The sequence below is a fragment of the Micromonospora sp. CB01531 genome (assembly GCF_001905095.1).
GTDB lineage: Bacteria > Actinomycetota > Actinomycetes > Mycobacteriales > Micromonosporaceae > Micromonospora.
Window position 1 is genome coordinate 1 of record NZ_LWLS01000125.1, and the last position, 22,375, is coordinate 22,375.

The 22,375-nt window shown below is 74.4% G+C and carries 6 protein-coding genes and 1 pseudogene; 1 reads left to right on the forward strand and 6 read right to left on the reverse strand.

Translation table 11 applies throughout. The features are described from left to right. A pseudogene (locus A6A27_RS45575) lies at window positions 1-236 on the reverse strand (hypothetical protein); the annotation flags it as partial. 353 nt (window positions 237-589) lie between these two features. On the opposite strand from A6A27_RS45575, the gene A6A27_RS37615 reads away from it, so the two are divergent. After that, the gene (locus A6A27_RS37615) at window positions 590-1,201 is read left to right on the forward strand and encodes a hypothetical protein (protein ID WP_143194388.1); all 612 of its coding nucleotides are present in this window, start codon (window positions 590-592) and stop codon (window positions 1,199-1,201) included. A 93-nt stretch (window positions 1,202-1,294) separates the two neighbouring features. On the opposite strand, the gene A6A27_RS37620 is transcribed toward A6A27_RS37615, so the two are convergent. The 5 genes from A6A27_RS37620 to A6A27_RS47000 form a co-directional block, all read right to left on the reverse strand. Next, a complete protein-coding gene (locus tag A6A27_RS37620; RefSeq protein WP_073839432.1) occupies window positions 1,295-2,341 on the reverse strand; it encodes a tyrosine-type recombinase/integrase in 1,047 nt (348 codons plus the stop codon). A gap of 324 nt (window positions 2,342-2,665) precedes the next feature. After that, on the reverse strand, window positions 2,666-4,354 hold the full coding sequence (locus tag A6A27_RS37625; protein ID WP_073839433.1) for a hypothetical protein: 1,689 nt from the start codon (window positions 4,352-4,354) through the stop codon (window positions 2,666-2,668). 3 nt (window positions 4,355-4,357) lie between these two features. Continuing rightward, a complete protein-coding gene (locus A6A27_RS46995; RefSeq protein WP_073839434.1) occupies window positions 4,358-9,010 on the reverse strand; it encodes a DUF3892 domain-containing protein in 4,653 nt (1,550 codons plus the stop codon). Then, window positions 9,003-14,108, reverse strand: a complete 5,106-nt coding sequence (locus A6A27_RS37635) for a DUF3892 domain-containing protein (protein ID WP_073839435.1) — start codon at window positions 14,106-14,108, stop codon at window positions 9,003-9,005. The genes A6A27_RS46995 and A6A27_RS37635 overlap by 8 nt, the downstream gene beginning before the upstream one ends. Further along, window positions 14,105-22,237, reverse strand: a complete 8,133-nt coding sequence (locus A6A27_RS47000; RefSeq protein WP_073839436.1) for an alpha/beta hydrolase — start codon at window positions 22,235-22,237, stop codon at window positions 14,105-14,107. The genes A6A27_RS37635 and A6A27_RS47000 overlap by 4 nt, the downstream gene beginning before the upstream one ends. Window positions 22,238-22,375: the final 138 nt, after the last annotated feature.

A 22,375-nucleotide genomic window follows, 5' to 3' on the forward strand; every position in this document is an offset into this window, starting at 1 on the left:
GCTATGAACCGCCGCCCAAATGAAAGACCGAGGTTAGGCGGCGTGGCCGGTATCTCCGCGGCCGGCGTTTTCGTGAAGCCCGCTACCTCACCTGCCCCTAACTGCGTGGCGGTTGTGGTGATGGTGGTCCGCACCGGCTCCGGCTCTGCTGCCTGCGCGGCACGCGGTGCCACGATCACCGCCGAGGCGACTGTTGCTGCCACGGCGGCTACCCACCATCGTCGAGTCTTTGTCATCTGCTCTCCCCGTCTGCCAATGTGGACGATCCACATCACCTGGCCTGGTGGGCCGCGCTTGGCCACGGGGAGCCACCGAAGAGTAAGCACGCGCAGATACACGCGGTCGACGTCGATCCCCCGTTGGCGTGCTGGATCCACAGGCACGCTTACATCGAGGATCAACGATGCAGCGGGTCAGGGAAATGATCTGTCGCCAATCCGACACCGCACCCCCGCTCAGCAAGGCGACGGCCTTGGACGCCGCTGCCGTCCCCCCACAAGGGACGATTCCCCACTCCTTTCCTGAGCGTCACGCCCGCCTTGGAGTGCGCATCCATCCCGCCAACCGCTCCCCGGGCTATGCTGCGGTAGTGCAGGCGCATGCTCGAGTCATCGTTTCCTCTCAGGCGGCGCTGGTCGGGCTTGCGCTTGCCGCCCTGACGCTCACTGCTTGCGGGCCACCGTCCTCGGCGCCGCGCACCGGATCCACCGCCACCCCCGACACGTCCGGTTCGGCCACCCTCTGCGTTCGGGCTGCTCCGGCCGCTCAGGACGGCGATCCCACCTACTGCCAGCGAGTGGTGGACGACGAGCTTCGCCGCAGCAAACTCACCCCAAGACAGCGAGCTGAGGCGGAGGCCGCTGCCGAGGCCGTCGGCGCAGCAATCGACCGGATGACGTCTGACTGCCCCCAACCGGTCACCGAGGAATGCATGGCAAAACAGGCCCGCCAGCGGCTGTTTCCAACCGCGGACAACCCCGAGCAGACCGTCGACCAGACCCGCGAGACACTCACCGCCGCCGGCTTCACCGACGTTGTTGTTCGACCAGCCGGGCCAGCGGATCCGGCACCCCGGCACGCCATCGTCTACGCCGTATCGACAGGCGCCGGTTGCGTGGTGGGCCACCTCGGTGCAAGCGGCCGAGGCGGCGCGCAGCAGCAAGTGCTCGGCGTCCTGCCGCACGGCCGGTGCCTTGCCTGAACTGCCGTTCAACAACGGGCGGTCGTACCCAGCGATCGGAAATGACCTCCGGCCTTGATCGGGACGGCGGGATCCGAACCTGGTGGCACTTGGTCACGTTTTGGTCATGACAGTGGTTGTTGGTGACCATCGCTCGTGCTGGCGCCGTACCCCGCCGCCGTTTCCCTCGAGGAACGGTGGATCCGACCGCGGATCTCGCCGGCACGGATGATGCCAGCGGCGCGCTGCTCCTCGCCGGCGTCGGATGCCGGCGGCGAGGAACCCGCCGACGATCCGCCGGACCGGCTCGTGGTGCGCCGTCGTGTTGTGCACATACCCGTCCATCGTGGTGGCCACCTGGGCGTGGCCGGCGAGGTGCGTCAGGCCGGCCAGCTCCAGACCCTCGGCGGCCAGCAGGGTCAGCAGCGAGTGCCGCAGCCCGTGCATCGTGATGTGCCCGCGCAGGCCCCGCGACTCGGCCAAGCTGCGGATCTTCACCCACCGCCAGTCGTAGAAATCCTCGTACCGCCAGTGGTTGCCGCGCGGCGCGACGAACAGGAACTTCGTGCCGGCCGCCGCGCGCCTCTTCACCATCTCCATGACCAGCGGGTGCACCGGCACGGACCGGTAGCCCTTCTTGGTCTTCGGCTTCGGCTCGACGACCCACTGCCGGTTGACCTTCCGCAGGACCTGCCGCACCTCGACGGTGCCGAGGTGCGCCCGGACCGACCCGGCGGTCAGGGCGGCGACCTCGCCCCAGCGCAGGCCGGTGGCCAGCTTCGTCAGGAGCAGGTCGGCGGCCTCCGGGTCGACCTCGTACGCCGCGGTGAGGAACAGCGCAGCGTCGTCGGGCGTCTCCAGGATGTCCCGCTCGTACTTCACGCCGTCGGGCAGCGCCAGGCCCTTCAGCGGGTTGTAGGTCCGCAGCGGCAGCTCCTCGTCCTCGCCTGGCAGGCACGAGGCGCGGAAGATCGGGAACACCGACTCGCCCCGGATGTTGGCGATCGTCTTGCGTGAGAGCCCGGCGTCGAACAGGCCCGTCTGCCACTCGCGCATCATCCGCCGGGTGATGCTGGCGATCGGCTTGTCGCCCAACACCGGGAAGACGTGCTTCTCCAGCCGCTCCCGGTACTTCCGCTTCGTCTCGACGCTCGGCTTCACCAGCGTGTCCAGCCACCTCGCCGACGGCTGGCAGCAGGGGCCCGAACGCCGCCAGGCTCACCACGGAGCTGCGCGACTGCGGCTACCGGGGAAGCGAGCGCAGCGTGCCGCGGCTGCCGCATACCTTGCGCAGCGGCGCCATTACACGAGCGGCAATGACGACCTCGACACCGAAGCCGCGGCAAGCGACATCGTCAACGACCGACCGCTACAAGATCGGCAGGACAGCCCCCGGCGGCGACGACCGACGTACGCCGATCGTCCGAAGCTCCGCTGGGCCGGCACCTGAGTCCGGTGGCTGAGCGCCTGCGGCCCCCTTTGTCGTCAGTCGGTCGTCCGGTCGACGGCGACCAGCCGGTCGAACATCAGGCCGCTGGAGCTCTCCCCCCGCCCTGGCCGTTTCCGCCGGCCCAGCCACAGGTGGGAGGAGCCGTCCGTCCAGCGGGCGTACTGCCAGCTGCGGGTGACCGTTGCGCCTTCACGGGGCACCTCCTCCTCGTGCAGGCTCAGCGGCTGGCCGGGCAGCAGCAGCCGGCCCTGCGGCTCGACCGGCATCTCGCCGTCGGGGGTCGGCCGGCGGACCGCGCCGCGGCGCAGTTCGATCCGGCCGGGTGCAAGTTCGTACGGGAGCAGCGGGATCCAGTGGTCGGGCACCTCGGTCATCAGCCGGTAGGCGAGCGGGTCGTCCGGGCTGGGTTCGTGGTCGGGCGCCTTGGCGGCGCGGCGCGCCTGCCACTGCGTGAAGCGGTCGATCCGGCCGCCGGCCACGCCCTCTACGAAGCGTTCGATCGCCCAGGCGAGGTTGGCCTGTTCGTCCCGGGTGAGCAGCACCTCCTCGACCGGTTCGCCCTCGAGCGAGGTGCCGAGGGCAGGCGGCAGGAACAGCCGGTCGGCGCGGCGCTCGTCGCCCGGCCCGGCGTCGTGGTGGGAGAGTTCGAACATCGACCATTCGGGGTCGCGTATCCGGTCGACGAGGGTGCGTTCGCCGAAGGTGTCGATGACGACGAGGGAGTGCACGGCGGTCAGGGAACCCACGGGCAGGTCGACCGGGAGCAGGTACCAGTCGTTGCCGTAGACGGTGGCGAACTCGGCCAGCAGCATCCGGCCGAGGTCCTCCGGCGCGGCTTCGATGCCGCCGAAGTCGACCCGGCTGTCCTCGAACTGCCACCAGCGGCGGGCGGGCATGCCGGGGTAGGTGACGGGTGCGGCGAGCGCGGTGGCGACGACGTCCTCTCCGGACTCGTCGGGGGTGGATCGGCCGGGCCGGAGAGAGAAGCTATACCAGTCGAGGTTGCCGTCGGTGTATTCGGCAGCCTCCAGGGTGACCGGGGTGCCGTCGCTGCGGGCGGATACGGCGAATCCGTATTCCTGGCGGGCGGGCTGCCAGGTGCGCTGGTCGTCGCCGGGGCGGGTGACGAGGGTGTCGTACCAGGTCAGCCAGGTGGTGGCGGCGGCGCGGAAGGCGGCGCGGTCGGCGGGGTCGACGGGCAGCGCGGCGGGCAGGGTGCCGGCCGCAAGGGGCCCGCGCAGGGCGGCGGCAGCCTGGTCGCCGTCGGGAGCGCGGCCGGTCATCAGGGTGAGGTAGCGGAAGCTGTCCGGGTCGGTTTCCGCGGCTGGCGTGGGGATCGGGTACGCGGCGCAGAGCGGGCTGCGGTAGTGGGTTAGGCCTGCGGCGGTGAGCAGGCGCAGCAGGTGCTGGCCGGTCTCGGCGGCGAGGCGGGCGTCGGGGGCGGGGGTTTCCCGTTCGACCAGTGCCTCCAGTGGGAGGCTGCCGTCGTACGGCTGCTCGGGCTGGTCGGGGTCCGGGCCGGGTCGCCAGGCGGTGAGCCGGTCCGCGCGGCCGCGTAGCCGGGCTGCGATCGGGGTGCCGGCGTCCTCCCCCTGGAACTCGCCGATCTGCCACTGGCGGCCGAGCAGCCAGAGCGGGTCGTGTACTCGCGCCTCGAGGGAGGGTCGCATGTCGGTGCCGCGTGCTCTCGGCTCCAGTCGGGTCCAGCTGGTGATGGAGGGCACGGGTCACTTCCCCTCGGTGAAGTTGGTGGACACGACGTCCCCTTTGATGTTGAGCGCGAAGTACGCGGCGGGCAGGAACTGGCCGATGTCGGTGAGCGCGTCGGGGTCGATCGGATGCAGCGCCTCGAAGTCGACGAGGCGCAGCCGGGCGAGGTCCATGGCTTCGAGCAGGGTCTGCTCGATCAGTTCGTTGCTCCAGGTGCCGCGGGCGTCCGGGGGCACGGCGAGCAGTACTGCCTGCGGGGCGCTGGCGCCGGGGGTGTCGAAGTGGTAGGCGACGGCGGTGGTTTCCTGGGCGTTGGGGATCACCTCGGTCCACTCGTCGACGACCAGGCCGGCGGTGGGGCCGGAGCGGGCCTGTGGTGCGGCGTGTACGACGAGGGAGATCCGGCTGCCGGGTGGGGTGCCGGCCGCGGCGCGTAGGCCCAGCCAGCGGTCGTGGTCGGCGGTGGGTCGCTGGGCGACGGCGAGGGTGAATGCGTCGCCGGTCTGCAGGGCGTCGGCGTAGGACAGGGTGGCGACGAGTCGCTGGACGCCGGGGCGGACGCGTGCGGTGCGGGTGGCCCAGGTGACCGCGGCGAACGGGTCGCCGCCGAGCAGTGCGGTGCTGGCGGCCGGTGGTGGGTTGACCGCGTCGGGGTCGGTGGTGGTGAACGCGGTGATGATCGGGAAGTTCTCCCCGAACACGGCGGTCATCCGGTCCCGGTCGGTGGTGGCGGCGGTCGCGAGGTCTCGGCGGCGGGTCACCTCGGCGAGGGCGGAGGTGGTCTGACGGGTGAGCGTGGCGGCGGCCTCGGCGGTGTCGTCGGGTGCCGGGGGTACGGCGAACGGGACGCCGAGCGCGGTGGCCCGGCGCAGCCCCTCGTGCTGCCTGGCCGGGTCGGTGAGGGCCGCGGCGGCGCGGTTCAGGGCGAGCAGTGCGCCGGCCGCCCGGTCGGCCAGGTCCTGGTCGGTGGGGACGGGTGCGGCGGGGGCTTCGGGGACGGTGAGGTCCCGTGGTTCGAGGGCTCGGGCGGAGGTGACCAGCGCACGGGCGGCGCGGACCGCTTCGAGGAACTCGGGGACGGTGACCGCGTCGGGGGTCCAGCGTGGGTCGCGGGCGTAGTCGAAGGTGAGTCCGGCGCGGGGGCCGACCTCGGGGCGGGCGTGGAGTGTGGCGATGAGGTGCTGCTCCAGTTCGGTCGGCTGGCCCTGCCCGGTGCCTTCGGGCATGAGCACGTAGTCCAGTGCGGACAGCTGCAGTGGGGCCAGGTCCACCAGGCGGTGTAGGTAGCTGCCGTCGGGTTGATCGACGCGGACGCGGCAGCGGACCCGGTCGGGGGTGGGCAATAGGCGGCTCAGCCAGGCGTCGAGGCGCGGTTCGGCGGCCTGCCGGGTCTGGGTGGCGTCGACCGGCCAGCCGGGTGCCGGGGTGGGGTCGCCGAGGGCGACGACGACGCGGTGGGTGACGGCGGTGCCGGTGCGCGGGGTGCGTACTCCCTCGAGTTCGGGTGCCGGGGAATCGCCGCCCGAGGTGGCGTCGAGGGTCGCTGCGGCGCGCAGCGGCTGGCCTTGGACGGCGTGGTGGACGGATTCGGCGAGCAGGGCGTCGGCGAGGGCGTCGACGGCGTCGTCGAGGTGGCGCAGCACCTGCTGCGCGGCGTCGCGTTCGGCGGGGTGGCGGGCGTCGAGGCCGAGCGTGTCGAGGTCGAGCCGTCCGGAGCGCCACAGGCGGTGCAGGGCGAGGCCGTCGACCACATCGGTGGCGGCCACCGCTTCTTGGGGTGGTTCCCCGGCGGCGACCCGGGTGCCGCGGACCGGCGCGAGGGCTCGGAAGTCGTCGAGGTAGGCGGCGAGGGTGCCGACCGGGTGTTCCTGCAGGGCCCGTTCGAAGCGGTAGCCGAGCAGCGCGCCGAGCGGCTGGCCCTGTCGTAGGCCGTCGAGGAGCCAGGCGGCGAGGCGTACCCGGCGGGATGGGAGGTCGACGGCGAGGGGGCCGCCGGCGGTGGTGGCGTGGGCGCGGTGGGCGGCGCGGAGGACGGCGGCAGTGGTGGCCTGGCCGATGGAGGGGGCGTGGATGAAGCCGGCGTTGTCGGGCTGGCGGTAGAGCGGCTGCTGGTCCTCGCCGGCTGGGCGGGGCAGGGCCTCCTTGCGGGTTGGGCGGGGGCGCAGGTTCTCCACCCAGGCGTATGCGCCGAGGTGGATGCCGCTCGCGGCGGCGGCGTTGCGGCTGCGCATCCAGCGCAGTCGGCGGGTGGCGAGGGAGGTGAGCCAGGCGTCGAGGCGGTGGGAGGCGAGCGGCAGGGTCTCGCGGACCAGCCGGTCGAGGGTGTCCGGCGGCAGGGCGGCCAGTTGGGTGAGGGCGGTGCGCAGGTCCGCCAGGGCGGTGGTGGCGGGGTCGCCGGGTTCGGGGTTCATCAGGTAGTTGGTGAGGGTGCGGGTGGCCCCGGACGGGGTTCGTACGGTGCGGGTGAGCCGTTCCCAGAGGGTGACCGTGGTGCGGCCGGGGAGGATCCCGGACAGTTCGGGGTCGAGGTGTTCGCCGGCCGGCGGTGGTGGGGTTTGCCGGTTCAGGACGCGGGCGGCGGCCATCGCGTACTCGGTGAGCATGGCGTGGCGGGCCAGCCGGTAGAGCAGCGGGGTCTGGCCGGCGGGGACGGTCTCGCGGCGGGCCTGCAGGGCTTCCGGGGTGGCGGTGGCGATGTCGGTGAGGTATTGGGCGGCGGTGGGGCCGGTGGCGGCGGCGACGGTCGGGGCGTCGATGGGGAACGAGTTGGTGGCGAACACGGCTTGGCCGACGCGGGGGTTCCAGCCGGGCAGGCCGAGTCGGGCGCGTAGCGCGTCGGCGCTGTCGCGCAGCTGGGCGCGCCAGTTCTCGTCGAGGTTGAGGTCGGCGAAGCGCCACAGGTTGGCGAAGTACTCCATGCCGAGCAGGCTGCGGCCGTAGATCTGCTGGGCGGTGGGGGCCATGCCGAGGATTCGCAGCACGGTTTCCTGTGGGTCGGGGCCGTGTCCGGCGACGTGTGGCAGGGCGGTCAGCGCGGGTCGCCAGACGTCGCGGCGCAGCCGGCCGAGGAAGTCCACCACGGACGGTGGTATGCCGGGTGGGTCGAGGTCCGGGGTTTCGGTGGGTCGCCAGGCGGCCAGTGGGGTGATCGGGAGGATGCCGTAGGGCTGGTCGCCGACGCGGACGGCCGGTAGTGGGCCGCTGGCGCGGACGTAGGCCTGGAAGTGCCGTCGCCCGGTGGTGATGGCGGCGTCGGTGAACATGGGGTGCATCTGCTGCCAGAGGAAGCCGCCCCAGGTGGCCGGCCAGAGCAGGGTGTTCATGGCGCGGGCCTGGGCCTGTTCGTCGCGGGTGGCGTCGACGGCGCGGGCCAGGGCCAGCGGGCGTCCGGGTGGGCCGGGTCGGCGGGTCGGGCCGGGGCGCGGGTCGGTGGAGTCGACGGCGAGGCCGAGCGCGGCGGCGAGGACGGCGGCGTTGGCCTGGGGGTCGGTGGGCGCTCGGTCGGTGTCGGTGACGCGCTGCGCGGCGGCGCGTTCGGGGCTGCGTCGGCCGGGGACTCGGGTGGCGGTGGCGGTTTGGTTGGTGGGGGTGCCCTGGGGGACGTAGGTGAGGCCGTGGGTGTGCTGGTGGGTCTCCAGCAGGTCGGCCAGTTCGCGGGCGGCGGCCTGCGGGTCGGGGTTCTCCCGGACGCCGTAGACGAGCAGTCGGTCGATGCCGCGGGTGAGTAGCTCGGGGTGGGCGGCGAGGGAGAGGGTGACGGCCATGCCGGCGGCGCGGGCTTCTTCGTAGTCGACCAGCCAGCGGGTGGCGGCGTCGACGGGGAGGGTGTCCGGGGTGAGGGTGCCGGGGTGGAAGCCGCGGCCGGGGGCGATGGCCAGCGGTTTGCGCACGGGTGCGCTGGTCGCGGCGAGGCGCAGGGCGGGTGGTCCGTCGACGATGGCGACGACGTGCCAGCGGTCCGGCAGCGCGGCGGCGCGGGGTGCCCGGGTCCAGGTGTCGGTGCGGCTGGCCGGGGTGGGGAATCGGGGGGCCGGGTTGAGGTCGGTGGTGGGTGGGACGGTGGTGGTGGGGCGGTCGCCGGGGTTGAGGGGTTCCAGGCAGCGGGCGACCCAGGCGGCGCGTTCGGCGGGCAGCCGGGTGAGCAGGTCGTCCCAGGCGGCGGCCTGGGCGGTGGGGTCGGTGCCGGCGTGCCAGACCGCCGTCCAGTAGCGGTGGCCGGCGGCCACCTCGTCGGCGGTCAGTTCGGGTTCGTGGGTGTCGACGTGGATCTGGTCGGGGAAGACGCGCACCCGCAGGTCGGTGCCGGCGAAGCGGGTTTCGATGCGCACCGGCAGCAGCGCGAACGGGTGGGCGGTGTCGTGGGACAGCAGCTCGGACAGGGCGTACCGGGGCAGGCTGGGCAGGTTGTCGCTGGTGCCGCCGCCGGCGCGGGTACGTAGGTACTCGCGGCCGCCGGCGCCGCGGACCACGACCACTTCGGCCGGTGGGCTGCCGGGTTGCTGGACGTAGAGGCGGTCGCCGCGGCGTACGGCGGCGACGGCGTCGGCCTCGCTGAGGCGCCACCAGCGGCCGTCCGGGTACTGGCCGGCCACGGCGGTGACGTTGTGCTCGACCCTGACCACGTGGGTGATGCGCCACTGTCCGGGGGTGGCGGGCAGCGGGTCAGACATCGGCATCCTTCGGCAGGTTGGGCAGGGCGTGCAGGTTGTCTCCGAGGCCGCCGCCGGCCCGGGTGCGTAGGTATTCGCGGCCGCCTCGGCCGCGGACCACGACCACCTCGGCCGGCGGGCCGCCGGGTGGCTGGACGAACAGTCGTTCGCGTAGGCGTACGGCGGCGATCGCCTCGGCGAGGCCGAGCCGCCACCAGCGGCCGTCCGGGTGCTTTCCGGCCACCGCGGCGATGCTGTGCCGGACCCGCACGACGTGGGTGATGTGCCACTGCCCTGTGGTGTGCGGCAGCAGGTCGGTGGCGTGGATGGCGAACAGGACCGGCCGCTGCAGGGTGATGTGGGCGGTGTGGGCGGAGTTTTCGGCCCAGCGGAAGCTGTCGGCGTTGGGCCGGTCGTCGCGGACGGGCAGGGTGGTGTCGGCAGGGAAGGGCAGGGTCAGCGGCGCGTGGGTGAGGCTGTCCAGGGCGGCCTGGTTCGGCACGACGGCGGCCCAGTCGAGGTGGTTCCACGCCGTCGGTGCGCGGCCCCAGGCCGGCGCGGCTCCCGGTTCGTCGAGGCCGAAGCGGGGCTCGGTGGGGTGTTCCTGGAAGGCGAAGAACCAGCCGGCGTCGGTGCCGGCGGTGCCGCGGGCCTCGGCCACGGTGAACGGGAAGCCGAAGAACAGGATGTCCGGGTCGATGGAGCCGTGGAAGTCGGGTGCGAGGGTGGTGGAGGTGAGCGTGCGGCGGCCGTTGACGTATGTGGCGCGGATGGCGGAGACCACGGTGTTCGGGTGTCGGCGTAGCAGTTCGCCGCGGATGACCAGCACCGCCATGTCGGGGCCGCCGACCCCTGCGGCGGAGGCGCCGAGCTGCGCGGTGGGCTGCCACCGGTCGATTGGGGGGATGTCGGTGCCGCCGTCGGCGCGGTTCCAGAACTGCCGGAAGAAGGTGCCGGTCCGGTCGGCGGGCATCTCCCGCCAGAGCAGTTCCCGGGCCATCTCGTGGTTGAGGCCGACCAGGAACGATTCGATGAAGGCGGGGGTGGCGCGCAGCAGCGACACGGTGTCTGGGGGGATCCGTTCGACGCCGGGCAGTAGGTGTTCCCGGGCGATGTCGCGGACCAACTCGTACGCGGGCACGTCGAAGGTGGGGGCGGCGAGCACCGGGTTGAGCCGGTCGGTGGCGGCGACCCGGGTCAGGTCGATACCGCGCACCCGGGCGGCGACCCGTTGCTCGACCCGGTTGGCGGGGGCCAGGCCGGTACGGGTGGTGGCGGCGACGGTCTGCAGTGGCACGGTCGCGTCGTCGGTGGCGGTGAGGCGCTGGGCGACGTCGAGGACGGCTTGGTGCTCCCGGGCTGCGTCGTGGAACGCCTGGGCGAACTGCCGTTTGCGGTTCATCAGGTCCGGGTCGAGGTCGCCGACGGCGATGCCGGCGCCCCGGTTCTCCCAGCCGAACCAGCCGGGGATCCGCTGGTCCGGCAGCCAGGCCAGGGCTTCCCGGGTGGTGGGGTTGAGGTCCCGGCCCACCCGGTACCAGCCGGTGTTGTCGGTGGGTCCGTTCTCCAGCAGCAGGACGACCAGGTCGGGGCGTTCGTTGCCGGTGAGGTCGGCGACGGTGAGCGCCGCGCCCTGCAGGGCGGCGGGCAGCGGGCCGCCGCCGACGGCGATCGGTGTGCTCCACCCGCCGGTGACCCGGCCGCGGGCGTTGAGCCCGTATCCGATGCGGTAGGTGGCTTGTAGGCCGCCGCCGGGGGCGCGGGTCACGTAGAGCACGACGAGGTCGGGTCGGAGGCGGTTGGTGGTGGCGGCGACGGCGACGCCGATGCCGACGGTGGGGGCGCCGGGGGCGGGCAGCGGCTGGGATTCGCTCCACCCCTGGGTGACGTCGCCTGCGGCGTTCAGGCACCAGCCGATGCGGTAGAACGCGCGTGGTGTCGCCTCCTGGGTGACGTAGGCCATGATCAGTTCCGGGCGTTCGTCGCCGTCGAGGTCGGCGACGTCGATGTCGGTGTCGGCGACCCGCACCTGGATGCTGAGGGCGCCGCCGGAGGTGATGGTGGTGGCCACCGGGGTCGGGCAGCGCTTCACCGGTGACCAGGAGGTGGGGGTGCCGCCGGCGCCGAGGTCGAAGCCGACCCGGTAGGTGGGGAAGTTGCCGCCGGCGTGGTCCTGGATCCAGAGGGCGACCAGGTCCCGGCGGGGTGCCTCGCCGCCGCGGCCGCGGATGTCGGTCAGGGCGATGCCCATGCCTTGGGTGTCGGTGCCGATCGTTTCGGGCACGGCCGGTAGCAGGTTCCAGCCGCCGCGTACCTCGGCGTCGTAGCCGAGGTCCGGGCCGACGCGTTCGTACAGGCGGTCGCCGCCGGCGGCGGCGTCGACGTGGGCGACGACCATGCTGCCCATCAGCCCGAGGACGGGGCGCCAGCGCCGGTGCTCGGGTGGGGTGGCCTTGGGCGCGCCCACGCCGGGGGTCAGTGGTGGGCCGGAGTCGGTCCAGCCGCTGTGGGTGCCTTCCAGGTAGTGGCCGTTGACGGCCACCACGATCACGCCGTCGGGGCGGACGGCGCCGCGCAGGGTCTGCCCGGCGACGTGGCCGGGTGGCGGTGGCAGGTATGACGACCAGGTCACGAAGAGGGGGTTGGTGGTGTTGCCGAGCAGCACCTCGCCGCTGGTGGTGCTGATCAGCAGGCCCTGCCCGGGCAGCACCCCGAGGATGGCGCCGAGGTCGGTGCGGGTCTGGGTCCACCGGTAGGCGGGTGGGAAGGACAGTTGCAGGCTGTAGAGCCACAGCTGGTTGGTGAACCGGCCGACGCCGAAGCGGTAGTCGCCGATGGCGAAGGGCTGGCCGCCGCCGAGCGGGGCGGTGCTGGCGGCGGTGCCGCCGCGGATCTGGGTCCACTGCCAGGCGCCGGTGGTGCGGTTGATGGCCCGGCTCCACAGGAACCCGTCGGTGCCGGGGACGAGGATCGACCAGGCGTCGACGCTGCCGGGGCGGCCGGTGACCCGGACGCCCGGGTGGTCGGTGAGCTCGTCGCCGGGGTTGCCGTGCGGGCTCCATCCGCCGCCGCTGTTGAGTTGGTAGAGCTTGCCGTCGGTGGCCACCACCCACACCATGTCGTACGTGCCGGTGCGGGCAAGGCCGCCGCCGACCGGGCGGGAGTCCGCCCAGGTGGTCCACGGGGCGATGGTGCCGATGACTTGCAGCCCGTTCGACAGGGGGCGGCTCTGCCAGGCCCAGCAGTCGCCGTCCCAGGCCAGCTCCCAGACCTGCCGGTCGGCTCCGGTCACGTACACGCGTAGGTCGCGGATGGCGGCGGGCGGGGTGACGGCGGTGGTGTTGGGTGGGGTGCCGTGGTCCTGCCAGCCGCTGAACGCGCCCTGGGTGACCCGAGACATCAGCCGTCCGTCGGTGGTGGTGACGAACACCCGGCCGGGCATGAACGCGCCGGGGTGTCCGGCCTGTGGGTCGGCGGGCACCGGCTGGCCGAGCGGTCCGGTCGGTGGCGCCATCCAGGGGGGCAGGGTGACCCGGGAGCTTTTGAGTGCCCGCATCGACTCGCCCGTGGACAGGGCGTCCGGGGAGGCCATGCCGGGCGGTGCGACCAGCGGTGGGTTGACGGTGACCTGGCGGGCGGCCAGCCGGGTCATCGGGCGGGCGACGGTCGTGCCGGCGAGTCGGGCCAGCGGGCGGCCGGGGCGGGTGACCTTGCGGAACGCGACGGAGGCGGTGGCGCGTACGGCCTGGCCGCGGGCCAGCGCGGCGGAGGTGCCCAGGGCTTGGTGCACGGGGCCGGTGATCTGCAGCAGCCGGTCGTCCGGCAGAGCCGGTCCGGGTCGGGTGGCGTCGACCCGCCGGTCGTAGATGGCCTGGTCGACGGTGCGGGCGAGTTGGCCGTTGCGCAGGGCCTGGTTGAGTTCCTGCAGGGCGGCCACCTGTTCCCAGGCGGCCGCGACGAGGTCTTCCTGGTTGTCCTGGACGGCGCGGGTGCCGAGGGCGGCGATCGCCCGGTAGCGGGGGTCCAGGTTGAGCTGGCGCAGCCAGTTGATCCGGTCGGCGTCGCCGGTGAAGCCGCGCCGGCCGGTGTGCAGGAGGCCGTAGAGCGGGGGGATGACCTGGTCGGTGTCGGTCGGTTCGATGCGGAGGCGCAGGGCGGTTTCGAACGCCGCGCGGGTGGCCGGGTCCCAGGGTGCGGTGATGGTGGCCGGTGAGCGCAGGGCGCCCTCGAGTTCCACGACGGCGCCGGGCCGGCGGGGATCGACGGTGGGCAGGCCGCCGCCGGGCCGGCTGACGTCGAGGTCGCGCACGCCGACGTCGCGGGGCAGCGGGCGGCCTTGGAGCCGGGCGACGAGTGCTTCGAAGCTGCCGCTGTCGCCGGTGGCGAAGGACCAGTGGTGGTAGACGGGCAGCAGCGGCGCCTCCCCGGTGCCGGCGGTCCAGGCCGGGCGCAGGGTGGTGCGGTCGGTGTCGTCGGGGTCGAGGCCGAGGCCGGTCTTGCGGCCCGGTTCGAAGGCGGGGACGAGGCAGGCCAGGTAGGGGCGGCGGGGGTGCAGGCGGCGGGGGCAGATCAGGCGGGACAGCGTCCGGTCGGGGGCGCCGGTGAGCAGCCGGTCGAGGCGGGCGTCGTCGAGGGCGCCGTCGAGGGCGACCTGGGCGTGTGCCCACAGGTGTGACTCGGCGAGGTCGGGCAGTTGGTCGAGGCGGGTCTTGAGGGCCGGCAGCGCGCCGCCGGGGAGCAGTTCGGCGTGGTCGCGTTCGACCACGACGAGGACCAGCCAGGGTCGCAGCCGGTCGCGGTCGGCGGGGGTGGCTGGGGTGAACAGCCAGGGCAGGTCGGGCCGGTCGAACTCCACCAGGGGGAACAGGTGTGGTGGGAAGGTGTCGTCCTCGGGCCGGGGGTCGGTGCGGATGATCTGTCGGGTGTCGAGGCCGGTGATGTCGCCGGGTCCGTAGAGGCGGGCGGTCAGCGGTGGCAGTGGGGCTCGGGCGTTCACGGCGACGGTGAGGTCGACGGGCGCGGCGACGGGCAGGTTGCCGGTGAGGGGGTCGAGGGTGACCTTGCCGGCGGGCATTGCCTGGCGGGTCCAGGAGAGGAAGGCGAGCTGGCCGTCGGTCATTCGGTCACGCCCAGACCGAGGTTGGGGCCGGTGAAGCGGCCGGCGCCGGTGCGGCGCGCGGGGGACGCGGCGGCCGGCGAGCGGGGCACCTGCGCGGCCAGTTCGTCGCCGGTGAGCCGGCGCAGCCGGGGGCGGCGGGCTGCTCGGGCGGTGAGGTTGGCGGTGTCGGGGGCGTCCATCACCTTCTCCTCGTAGTCCAGGGGTGCCGCGCGGACCTGCCAGCGGTCGCGGTCGGCGGTGGTGGCGGCGAGACGCTGCCCGGCCGGCATGGGTTGGAAGGAGGGCTGGTTGAGCCGTTCGTCGTCGGTGAGGACGAAGAACTGTCCGGGCGCGAACTGCTCCTGCAGGGTGGCCGCGGCGGTGGCGGTGGTGCCGTTGACGGTGACGGTCACGTTGAAGCGGGTGTCGTCCTTGGGGCGGGCGGTGCCGAAACGGTCGATGTCGGTGGCCAGCGGGACGACCCGTTGGGTGAACTGCAGGGTGCCGAGCGGGTGGGCGAGCAGTTCCCGGGGGCCGGGGGTGATTTCCCGCAGGGTGACGAGGGTGTCGGCGGTGGGCAGCTGGGCGCTCCAGCTGCGGAGGTCGGCCAGGGCGGTTTCCAGCAGGGCGGCGACGTCGGCCGGGGCGGGCAGGGGTGGCGGGTCGGGCCGGCCGAAGGTGAGGTCGAAGGCGACGGACGCGTCGACGAAGAGCACGTGGAAGGTGGCCAGGCCGTGGGCGTGCCAGGGGCGGGGGCCGGACAGGTGCAGCTCGACGGTGACGGCGAACAGTGTGGTGGAGCCGTGGCGGAGCTGGACGCCGCCGGTGATGTCGACCTCGAAGGCGAACGGTTCGAACTGGAACAGGGCGTCGAAGCCGAGCCAGCCGCGGATGTTGAAGCCGGACGCCTCCGCGTACAGCTCCAGCCGGGCGCCGAACTGGGCGGTGTTGGCGGTCAGCGCGAGGTAGGACTCCAGGCGGATGCGGGGGTTGTCGCCGGTGGCGAGGCTGATGGCGAGCCGGCGCAGGGCTGGGAAGTTGGGTGGGGGTCGGAATCGGGGGTGGAAGCCGCCGGCGGCGAGGGCGAACATCGGGTTGCGTCCCCAGGAGGCGCGCAGGGCCATGTCGCCGGTGATGTCGAAGGCGGCGACGCGGGAGTCGAACAGGGACGCGTCGAAGGACAGTTCGCCGCAGTCGAAGTCGACGGTGCCGAGGACGTCGAGGTTGATGGCGACGACGGGGTCGCGTTCGTCGGGCAGTGCCATCCGGACGCGGCCCATGATGATCAGTCGTACGGGTGCCGGCAGGTCGAGGATGACGCCGAGGGTGGCCGTGACGATGGGTGGGGTGCCCCAGGCGATTTTGCCCATCGGTCCGATGAGGAACCGGCCGGGGGCCTGTGGGAACACCCGGTTGAGGTCACTGATGATCTTCGGGGCGTTGGCGACCAGGTCGGTGGGGAACAGCACCGAGCCGAGGGTGCCCTCGCGGACGCCGGTGCGTAGCGCGGGCAGGTCGGTGGTGCGGTTGAGGCCGAGCAGGCCGCCGACGCCGATGAGGGTGAAGCCGAAGCCGAGCTGGATCGGGGTGAACTCGGCGGCGACGATGATCAGCAGGGAGAAGCCGGGCGATCCGTCGGGGGCGCGGGTGGTGATGATGCCGACGGCTTTGAGGGAGATCGCCGCGAACTGGAGTTGGACGGCTCCGGAGTACTGGTGCAGGGCCTCGTCGTGGGCGAGGTAGCCGCCGCCGGAGACGACGCCGGCGTCCAGGGACAGGCCGGCGCCGTCGGGTGCCCGGAACGCCAGCTCTGACCCGGCGGCGCCGAAGCGGGCCTCGACGCCGACGCGTTTGACCACGAGGTGCAGCGGGCCGAGGTCGGCTCTGCCGCTGACTGCGGCCGCGAGGGTGGTGGTGCCGGCGCCGATGCCCAGGCGCAGCCACATTTCGGTGAGTTGGAAGATGGCGGCCCGCACGTCCAGCGGGACGGTCAGTTCCAGGCCGCCGGCCGCGGCGGCCCGGTGCAAACGCAGCCCTTGCGTCTCGCGCCAGGAGACGGCGAGGTCGAGGGGGGCGTCCACGTCCGACGGCAGGAGTTGGGCGACGAAGGAGTCGGCGTCGGCGGCGGAGAGCACCAGGTGGGCGTCGTCGAGCTGGGCGCCGGCGCCGAGGTCGGTGACGGACAGCGCCGGGGCGCCGTGGGTGTCGACGAATGTGGCGGCGGCGAAGACGAACACGCCGAGGGCGCGGATGCGCAGGCTGGTGTCCAGCAGCGGCGTGTCCCGGCCGGAGAGGACCACGCCGAGGCCGGTGAGTTGCAGTGCCGGGCGCAGCTCGGGCAGGTCGCCGGAGGGCGGGTCGGCGAGCAGCCAGACGGTGACGCCGGCGGTGGGGTCGGTGAGCCAGTCGGTGTCGCCGAAGCGGAGGCTGACGGTGAGGTCGCCGGCGTCGATCGGTTGGCGGCCGGTGAGCCGGACCCCGTACCGGCCGCCCTCGGTGACGAGGGCGACGCGCAGGTCGGCCAGCCGCGCGGACAGGCCGTCGGCGAGCGCGGCCAGGGCGCGCAGCGCCACCTGCGGCAGCGGCGGCGGGTCGGCGGCGACCTCGGGCCCGTCGGGTCCGGTGGTGACGACGCCGGCGGTGGTGAGCACGGACCGGGCGGTGGGGCCGTGCGCCCACCACGGGGTGTCCAGGTCGTCGGCGAAGGCGGTGAGCACGATGGTCGCGACGAGCGGGACGGCCCAGCGTTGCACCAGCGCGAGCGCGCCGTCGTCGGTCATCACGACGGCGGGTACGGGGGCGAGGGTGATCGCCGCGTCCGCGGCTTCGGCCGCGCCGAAGGGAAGGACCCGGACGGCGAAGCGGGCCTGCCCGTGCGCGAGGTCGACGTCCACGCCGACGTCCAGGCTGGGCCGCAGGTACGCGACCGGGGCGGGTGGGCGCAGTCCGGCCCGCAGGTGGGCGTGCAGGTCGCCGTCGTAGCCGAGGCGGGCCTGTTCGATGGTCACTGGTCCGAGGTCGATGCCGGCGAGTTCGACGAGCAGGGTGGGTGTGCCGGCCGTCGACCAGCCGGCGGTGACGGCGAGGCTGCCGCCGGCGAGGCCGACGGTGGCGCGCATGGCCGGGCCGAGGTCTTCGACGGTGTCGAAGGGCAGGTCGATCGCCTGGAGCAGGTCGACGATCAGGGTGGCGACGTCGGACGCGGACGCGGTCCGCGACGCCAGCCATCCGGGTTGCAGCATTCGGGCCAGTTCGGCGGACCGGTCGGGGCGCAGGAAGCCGTCGGCGTCGTCGCCGTAGATGCCGAGGGCGGCGGCTACCGCCAGCGCGGCGTTGAGGACCGGTCCGGGCGGTCCGCCGGCCTTGACGGCGGTGACCACGGCCTGGAGGACCTGCGGCAGCAGCCGGGTGGCCGCCCCGGCGAGGGCGCCGACGCCGTCGACCTGCGGCAGCAGGGTGATCGGGGTGCCGTCGGCGGGGGTGACGGACAGGGCCAGCCCGTGCCGGTCCACGCCGGCGGTGACGGTCACCGACGTCCAGTCGCCGGGCACCGCGCGGGTGAGGCGCAGCTGTCCGGTCGGGGCCCCGGCGTCCGGGCCGGCGAGGCCGATGCCGGCGCCGATCTGCAGGCTCTCCCCCGGGCCCACCTCGATGGTGGCGGTGAGCATCAGCCGGGTCGGGGCGGCGACGGCGTGCACGGTCAGTCCGCCGGGCAGGGCGAGCCCGTCGGTGGTGTCGAGGCCGAGCAGGTCGCCGGCCGCGGTGAGCAGGTCGTTGATCCGGCCGGGGTCGATGTCGCCGCCCGGGCCGGCGAGGACGTCGCGGCCGGTGAGGAAGGCGGCTGGGGCGGCCAGGAGCCGGCCGAGCGGGCGCAGCATCCGGCCGTCGGGCAGCAACGCACCGGCGACGAGGGTGGCGACCGTGTCGAGGGCCGCGTAGGCCAGGGCGGCGGGGGCGCCGGGTGGCACGGCCGGTGTGGCGGGGGCGGGCAGCAGCGTGATCGGGTCGATCCAGCCGGGGACCTGGGCGGTGAGCCGGCCGGTGGCCGCCGACCAGTGTGCGACCAGGGCACCGCAGCGGGCGGTGGCGTCGGCTGTGGTGGCGCCGGACGGGAGGGCGAGGGTGCCGGTCAGTTCCACCGGTGGTGGGGTGCCGGCCGGTGTCAGGGTGGCGGTCCACGGCCCGGCGGTGACGGTCAGTTCGGTGCCGAACTGCGGCAGGGCGGCGTGCCACGGCCCGCCGGTGGGGCCGGTCAGGCCGACGGCGGGAAGCAGCAGGTCGGCCAGGGTGGTCACCGCCGCGGCGAGGGTGGCGGCGGGGGCGGCGGCGAACCGGCGCAGGGCGTCGGGGTCGAGCATGGTCGCGCCGGCCGGCGCCAGCGCGGCGGCGCGCAGGGCGTCCACCACGAGCGTGGGCAGGGCGGGAAGCGGCAGCGGGGCGGCCCGGTCGCCGAGCCGTCGCATCGCGGTCTCGAACGGCACGAGCGGCTCGGTCGGGCCGCCGAGGCGGGCGTCGTACAGGTCGGCGATCGGGGTGGTCGTGCGGCCGCCGTTGCCGGCGTTGGTGATCGTCACCCCGATGCGGGCGGCGCGGACTCGGTCGGGGACGAGCCAGCCGTCGGGGCTGCCGAGCCATGCCTCGGCCTGTAGCCGGCGTCGGCGGGGCGCGGTCGGGGCGGTCGGGTCGAGCAGCACCTCGGCGAGGGGGATCCGGATCCGGGCGGTCATGTCCGGCACGGTGGGTCGTATGGCCAGGCCCAGGGCCAGGGTGCGGGCCGGTATGTCGTCCGGGCCGGCGACGTCGTACAGCTGGCCGGCGACGGCGGCGGCCAGGTGTGGGACCAGGGTGGGCCCGGCGACGGCGTTGACGGCGAAGCCGGGGGTGTCGGCGTCGGCGTGGTCGCCGGGCAGGCCGGTGAAGGCTGCCGGGTCCGGTGCGTCGGCCAGGATCGTGATCGCGCGTAGCGGGGCGGTTCGGCGGGTGGGCGCGAGGGCCGCGGCGACGCGGACGGCGTCGGCCTGGCCGGGGTCGGTGCGCGGGGTGAGTGGGCTGCCGGCGTGCGGGGTGCCGAGGGTGATGATCCCGGCGACCCGGTCGGGGTGGGCGGCGGCGTACGCGCGGGCGGTGACCCCGGCGGTGGAGTGGGCGACGAGGTGCACGCGCGGGTGGCCGGTGAGGGCGCGGGCGTGGTCCACGACCCGGCCGAGCTGTCCCAGCAGGTCGAGCGGGTCGGCGTCGCGGTCGGCGAGGTCGACGGTGTACGTCGGGGAGACCGCCCGGGTGTCGGCAAGATCGACGGTCATCGGGTCGACGTCGGGGATCCGCAGGTGGAAGTGGGCGTCGGGGGCGTGCTGCGGGTCGATGGCGGCCAGCAGCGGGCCCCAGCTGCGGTGGTCGGCGAACGGCGCGGAGACGAGCAGGACGCACCGGTCGTCGGCCGGTGCGGTGGCGTCGAGGCGTCGGCGGATCTGGTCGATGGCGTCCGGGTGGGTGGGCAGGTCCTGGTGGGCGCAGGTCAGTCTCTCCTCCACCTGCCAGGTCGGGCCGACCGCGACCTGCGACCAGTGCGGTACGACGCCGTCGGTGTCGGCGCACCAGCGGGCCAGCGCGTCTAGTGCGTCGGCGAGGGCCTGCGGATCGAGGCCGTGCAGGGCAGCGGTGGCGGCGGGTAGCGGTGCGGCGGTCGCCCGCAGCCGGTCGACGAGGTCGGCGCCGGTGTCGGTGTCGAGGAGGTCGCGGGCGTACGCGTCGACCCAGCCGGGTCCCGGGCCGGTTTCTCCGGTCCACAGGAGCAGTTCGGCGCGGTCGTCGGCGGGCAGCGCCAGCCGCCACGGGTGCTCCTCGCTCCCCCAGCCGGCGGGCAGCGGCGGCAGGAGGGCCGGGTCGAGGGTGTCGGCGCCGCTCAGGACGGCGGTGAGCCAGCGCAGCGCGGGCATCGCGAACGGGGTGCCGTCGCTGGAGGTCCCGGTGGTGAGCTGCCGCAAGTGCTCGCGCAGGGCGGGCATCGGGTCGCGCAGCAGGGCGGCAAGGTCGTCGTCGGGGCGGCCGGCGAGCAGCACCGGCCAGTCGCCGGGCAGCCCGGGCAGCCGCCGGTGCAGGCCGAGCAGCGCGGCCGCCACGGCGGCGCGGGGGCCGCCCCAGCTCAGCGCGGCCTCCGCGACGAGCAGGCGCAGCAACGCGGCGAGGACGTCCGGGGGTACGCCGATGCCCAGGTCGGGTGCGGTGGGGTCGAAGCCGCCGGGGGCGGGCACGGTGAGGTCGACCGGTCCGAGGCGTTCGCCGTCGGCGCGTACCACCAGGCCGGCGACGTGCGCGTCGACGCGCGGCGCGGCCCCGGGCACCCAGGCGGCCTGTAGCCAGGCGCGTTGGGCGTCGAGTCGGGTGCCGCCGGGGGTGCGTACGGCCGGTGGGACCGCGCCGGCGGTGACGGTGATGCCGGGCAGCAGCGTGGCACCGGTGGGGCCGTCGGTGAGGTCGAAGCCGAGCAGCCCGGCGCGGGCGGTGAACTGCGCCCAGCCGGTGTCGGCCTCGGCGTGGAAGCCGACGCGCAGGCCGTGCGCGTGCGGGTCGGTCGGGTGGGGTTCGTCCCAGGCGGCGAGGTCCACGCCGACGGCGCCGGCGGTGGCGAGGCGGACCCGCCACGGGTCGATGGGTGTGCCGGTGCCGGTGACGGCGGCGTCGAGGCCGGCGAGGGCGGCCAGTTCGGCCAGCAGCGCCGACCAGCGGCCGGGGTCGTCGAGGACCGCGCGGTGGAACGCGGCGATCGCGCGGGTCGGCGCGGCGGCCAGGTCGGCGATGACGATCCGGTGCGGTGAGGTGGGGTCGGTCGTCGGGGGGACGAGGCCGATCAGCGCGGCGAGCGCGTGACCGGGGCCGGTGGGCCCGAGCAGTTGGTGCAAGGCGTCGCCGAGCGCGGTCGCGGCGGCTGCTTCCACCGCGTCGGCGCTGGAGAGGTCCAGCACCGGGTAGCTGGCGGCGCCGAGGGTCACCTCGTGCAGTTCGAGGTGCGGTTGGACGGTGCTGCCCTGCCACCGCAACCCGGCGCTGATCTCGCCGACGGTGACCGTGCTCGACGGGGGCAGCGGCGGCACGGCGGACAGGCGCAGGCCCGCCTCGGGCAGGATCACGGCGGCGGCGGTGCCGCCCGTGGCGATCGCCGCGAGGGTGGCGCCGGCGTCGAGCCGGACGGCGTCGCCGGTCAGTTCGGCGCGCAGTCCGAACAGCACCCGGCCGGTCTCCCCCGCGCCGGACCGGGCGAGGGTGAGCACCAGCCGGGGCCCGTCGGGGACGGCCAGCAGGACGGCCCGGTACGGCCGCGTTTCGGTGCCGTCGCCGGTGACGGTGGGGTCGGCGCCGGCCAGGCCGGCCAGGTGACCGAACCAGGTGCGCAGCACGGCCGGGTCGGCGGCGAGCGCGCCGATCCAGTCGCGGAAGGCGGCCGGGTCGCCGGCGAGGCGGGCGAATGGCAGCGCCGGCATGCCGGGGGTCAGGCCGAGCACGCCGGGCAGGTGGGTGACGACGGGGTTGTCGGCGACGCCGAGGCGGTCCAGGGTTTCCCGGACGAGGGCGACCAGCACCGGGGCGGCGCCGGCGTCGAGCGCCGCCGGGTCCAGCTCGACGGTGCGCGGTTGTCCGTCGCCGAGGTCGATGTCGCGGAGCACGATGCGGACGGATCCGCCGCCGTCGAGGGCGACGCGGGCTAGCACGGAGGCGTCGACGCCGCTGGTGGCGAGGTCGAGGCGTACCTCCAGCGGGCCGGCGGCGGTGCCGGCGACGACGGTCAGCCCGGCGGCGGCGTCGACCAGGGGCAGGGTGAGGACCAGGGCGGCGGTCGGGTCCCCGGTGCCGGTGCCGGCGCGGGCGGCGAGCCCGAGCACGTCACCGGCGACGGTCAGGTAGAGCCCGAACGGGTCCTTTTCGAACAGCGGGTGCCAGGACTCCCCCGGCCGGCCGAGCCCGGGTGCGGGTGGCAGCGCGAGGTCGAGCAGGTCGAGCAGGGCGCGGCGCTGCACCGGGTTGGTGACCATGTCGCGTAGGCGACTGATCGGGTCGGTGAACCAGTCCTGGTTCACGTTGCCGTCCCCGTCGACCATGCCGATCGCTTTGGCCAGGGCCGCGATTCGGGGGTCGACGCCGGACGGGGAGGTCATGGTTGCCTCAATGGACGATGTGCTTCCCCCACGCCGTGACGATTGCATAGGAGCCACGGCCAGGCATAGAAGGCGTGGGTGGATTCCAATGAGTCAGCCGGTGCAATCTGTCGTCACGTCCACCACCGGTGTCAGCCG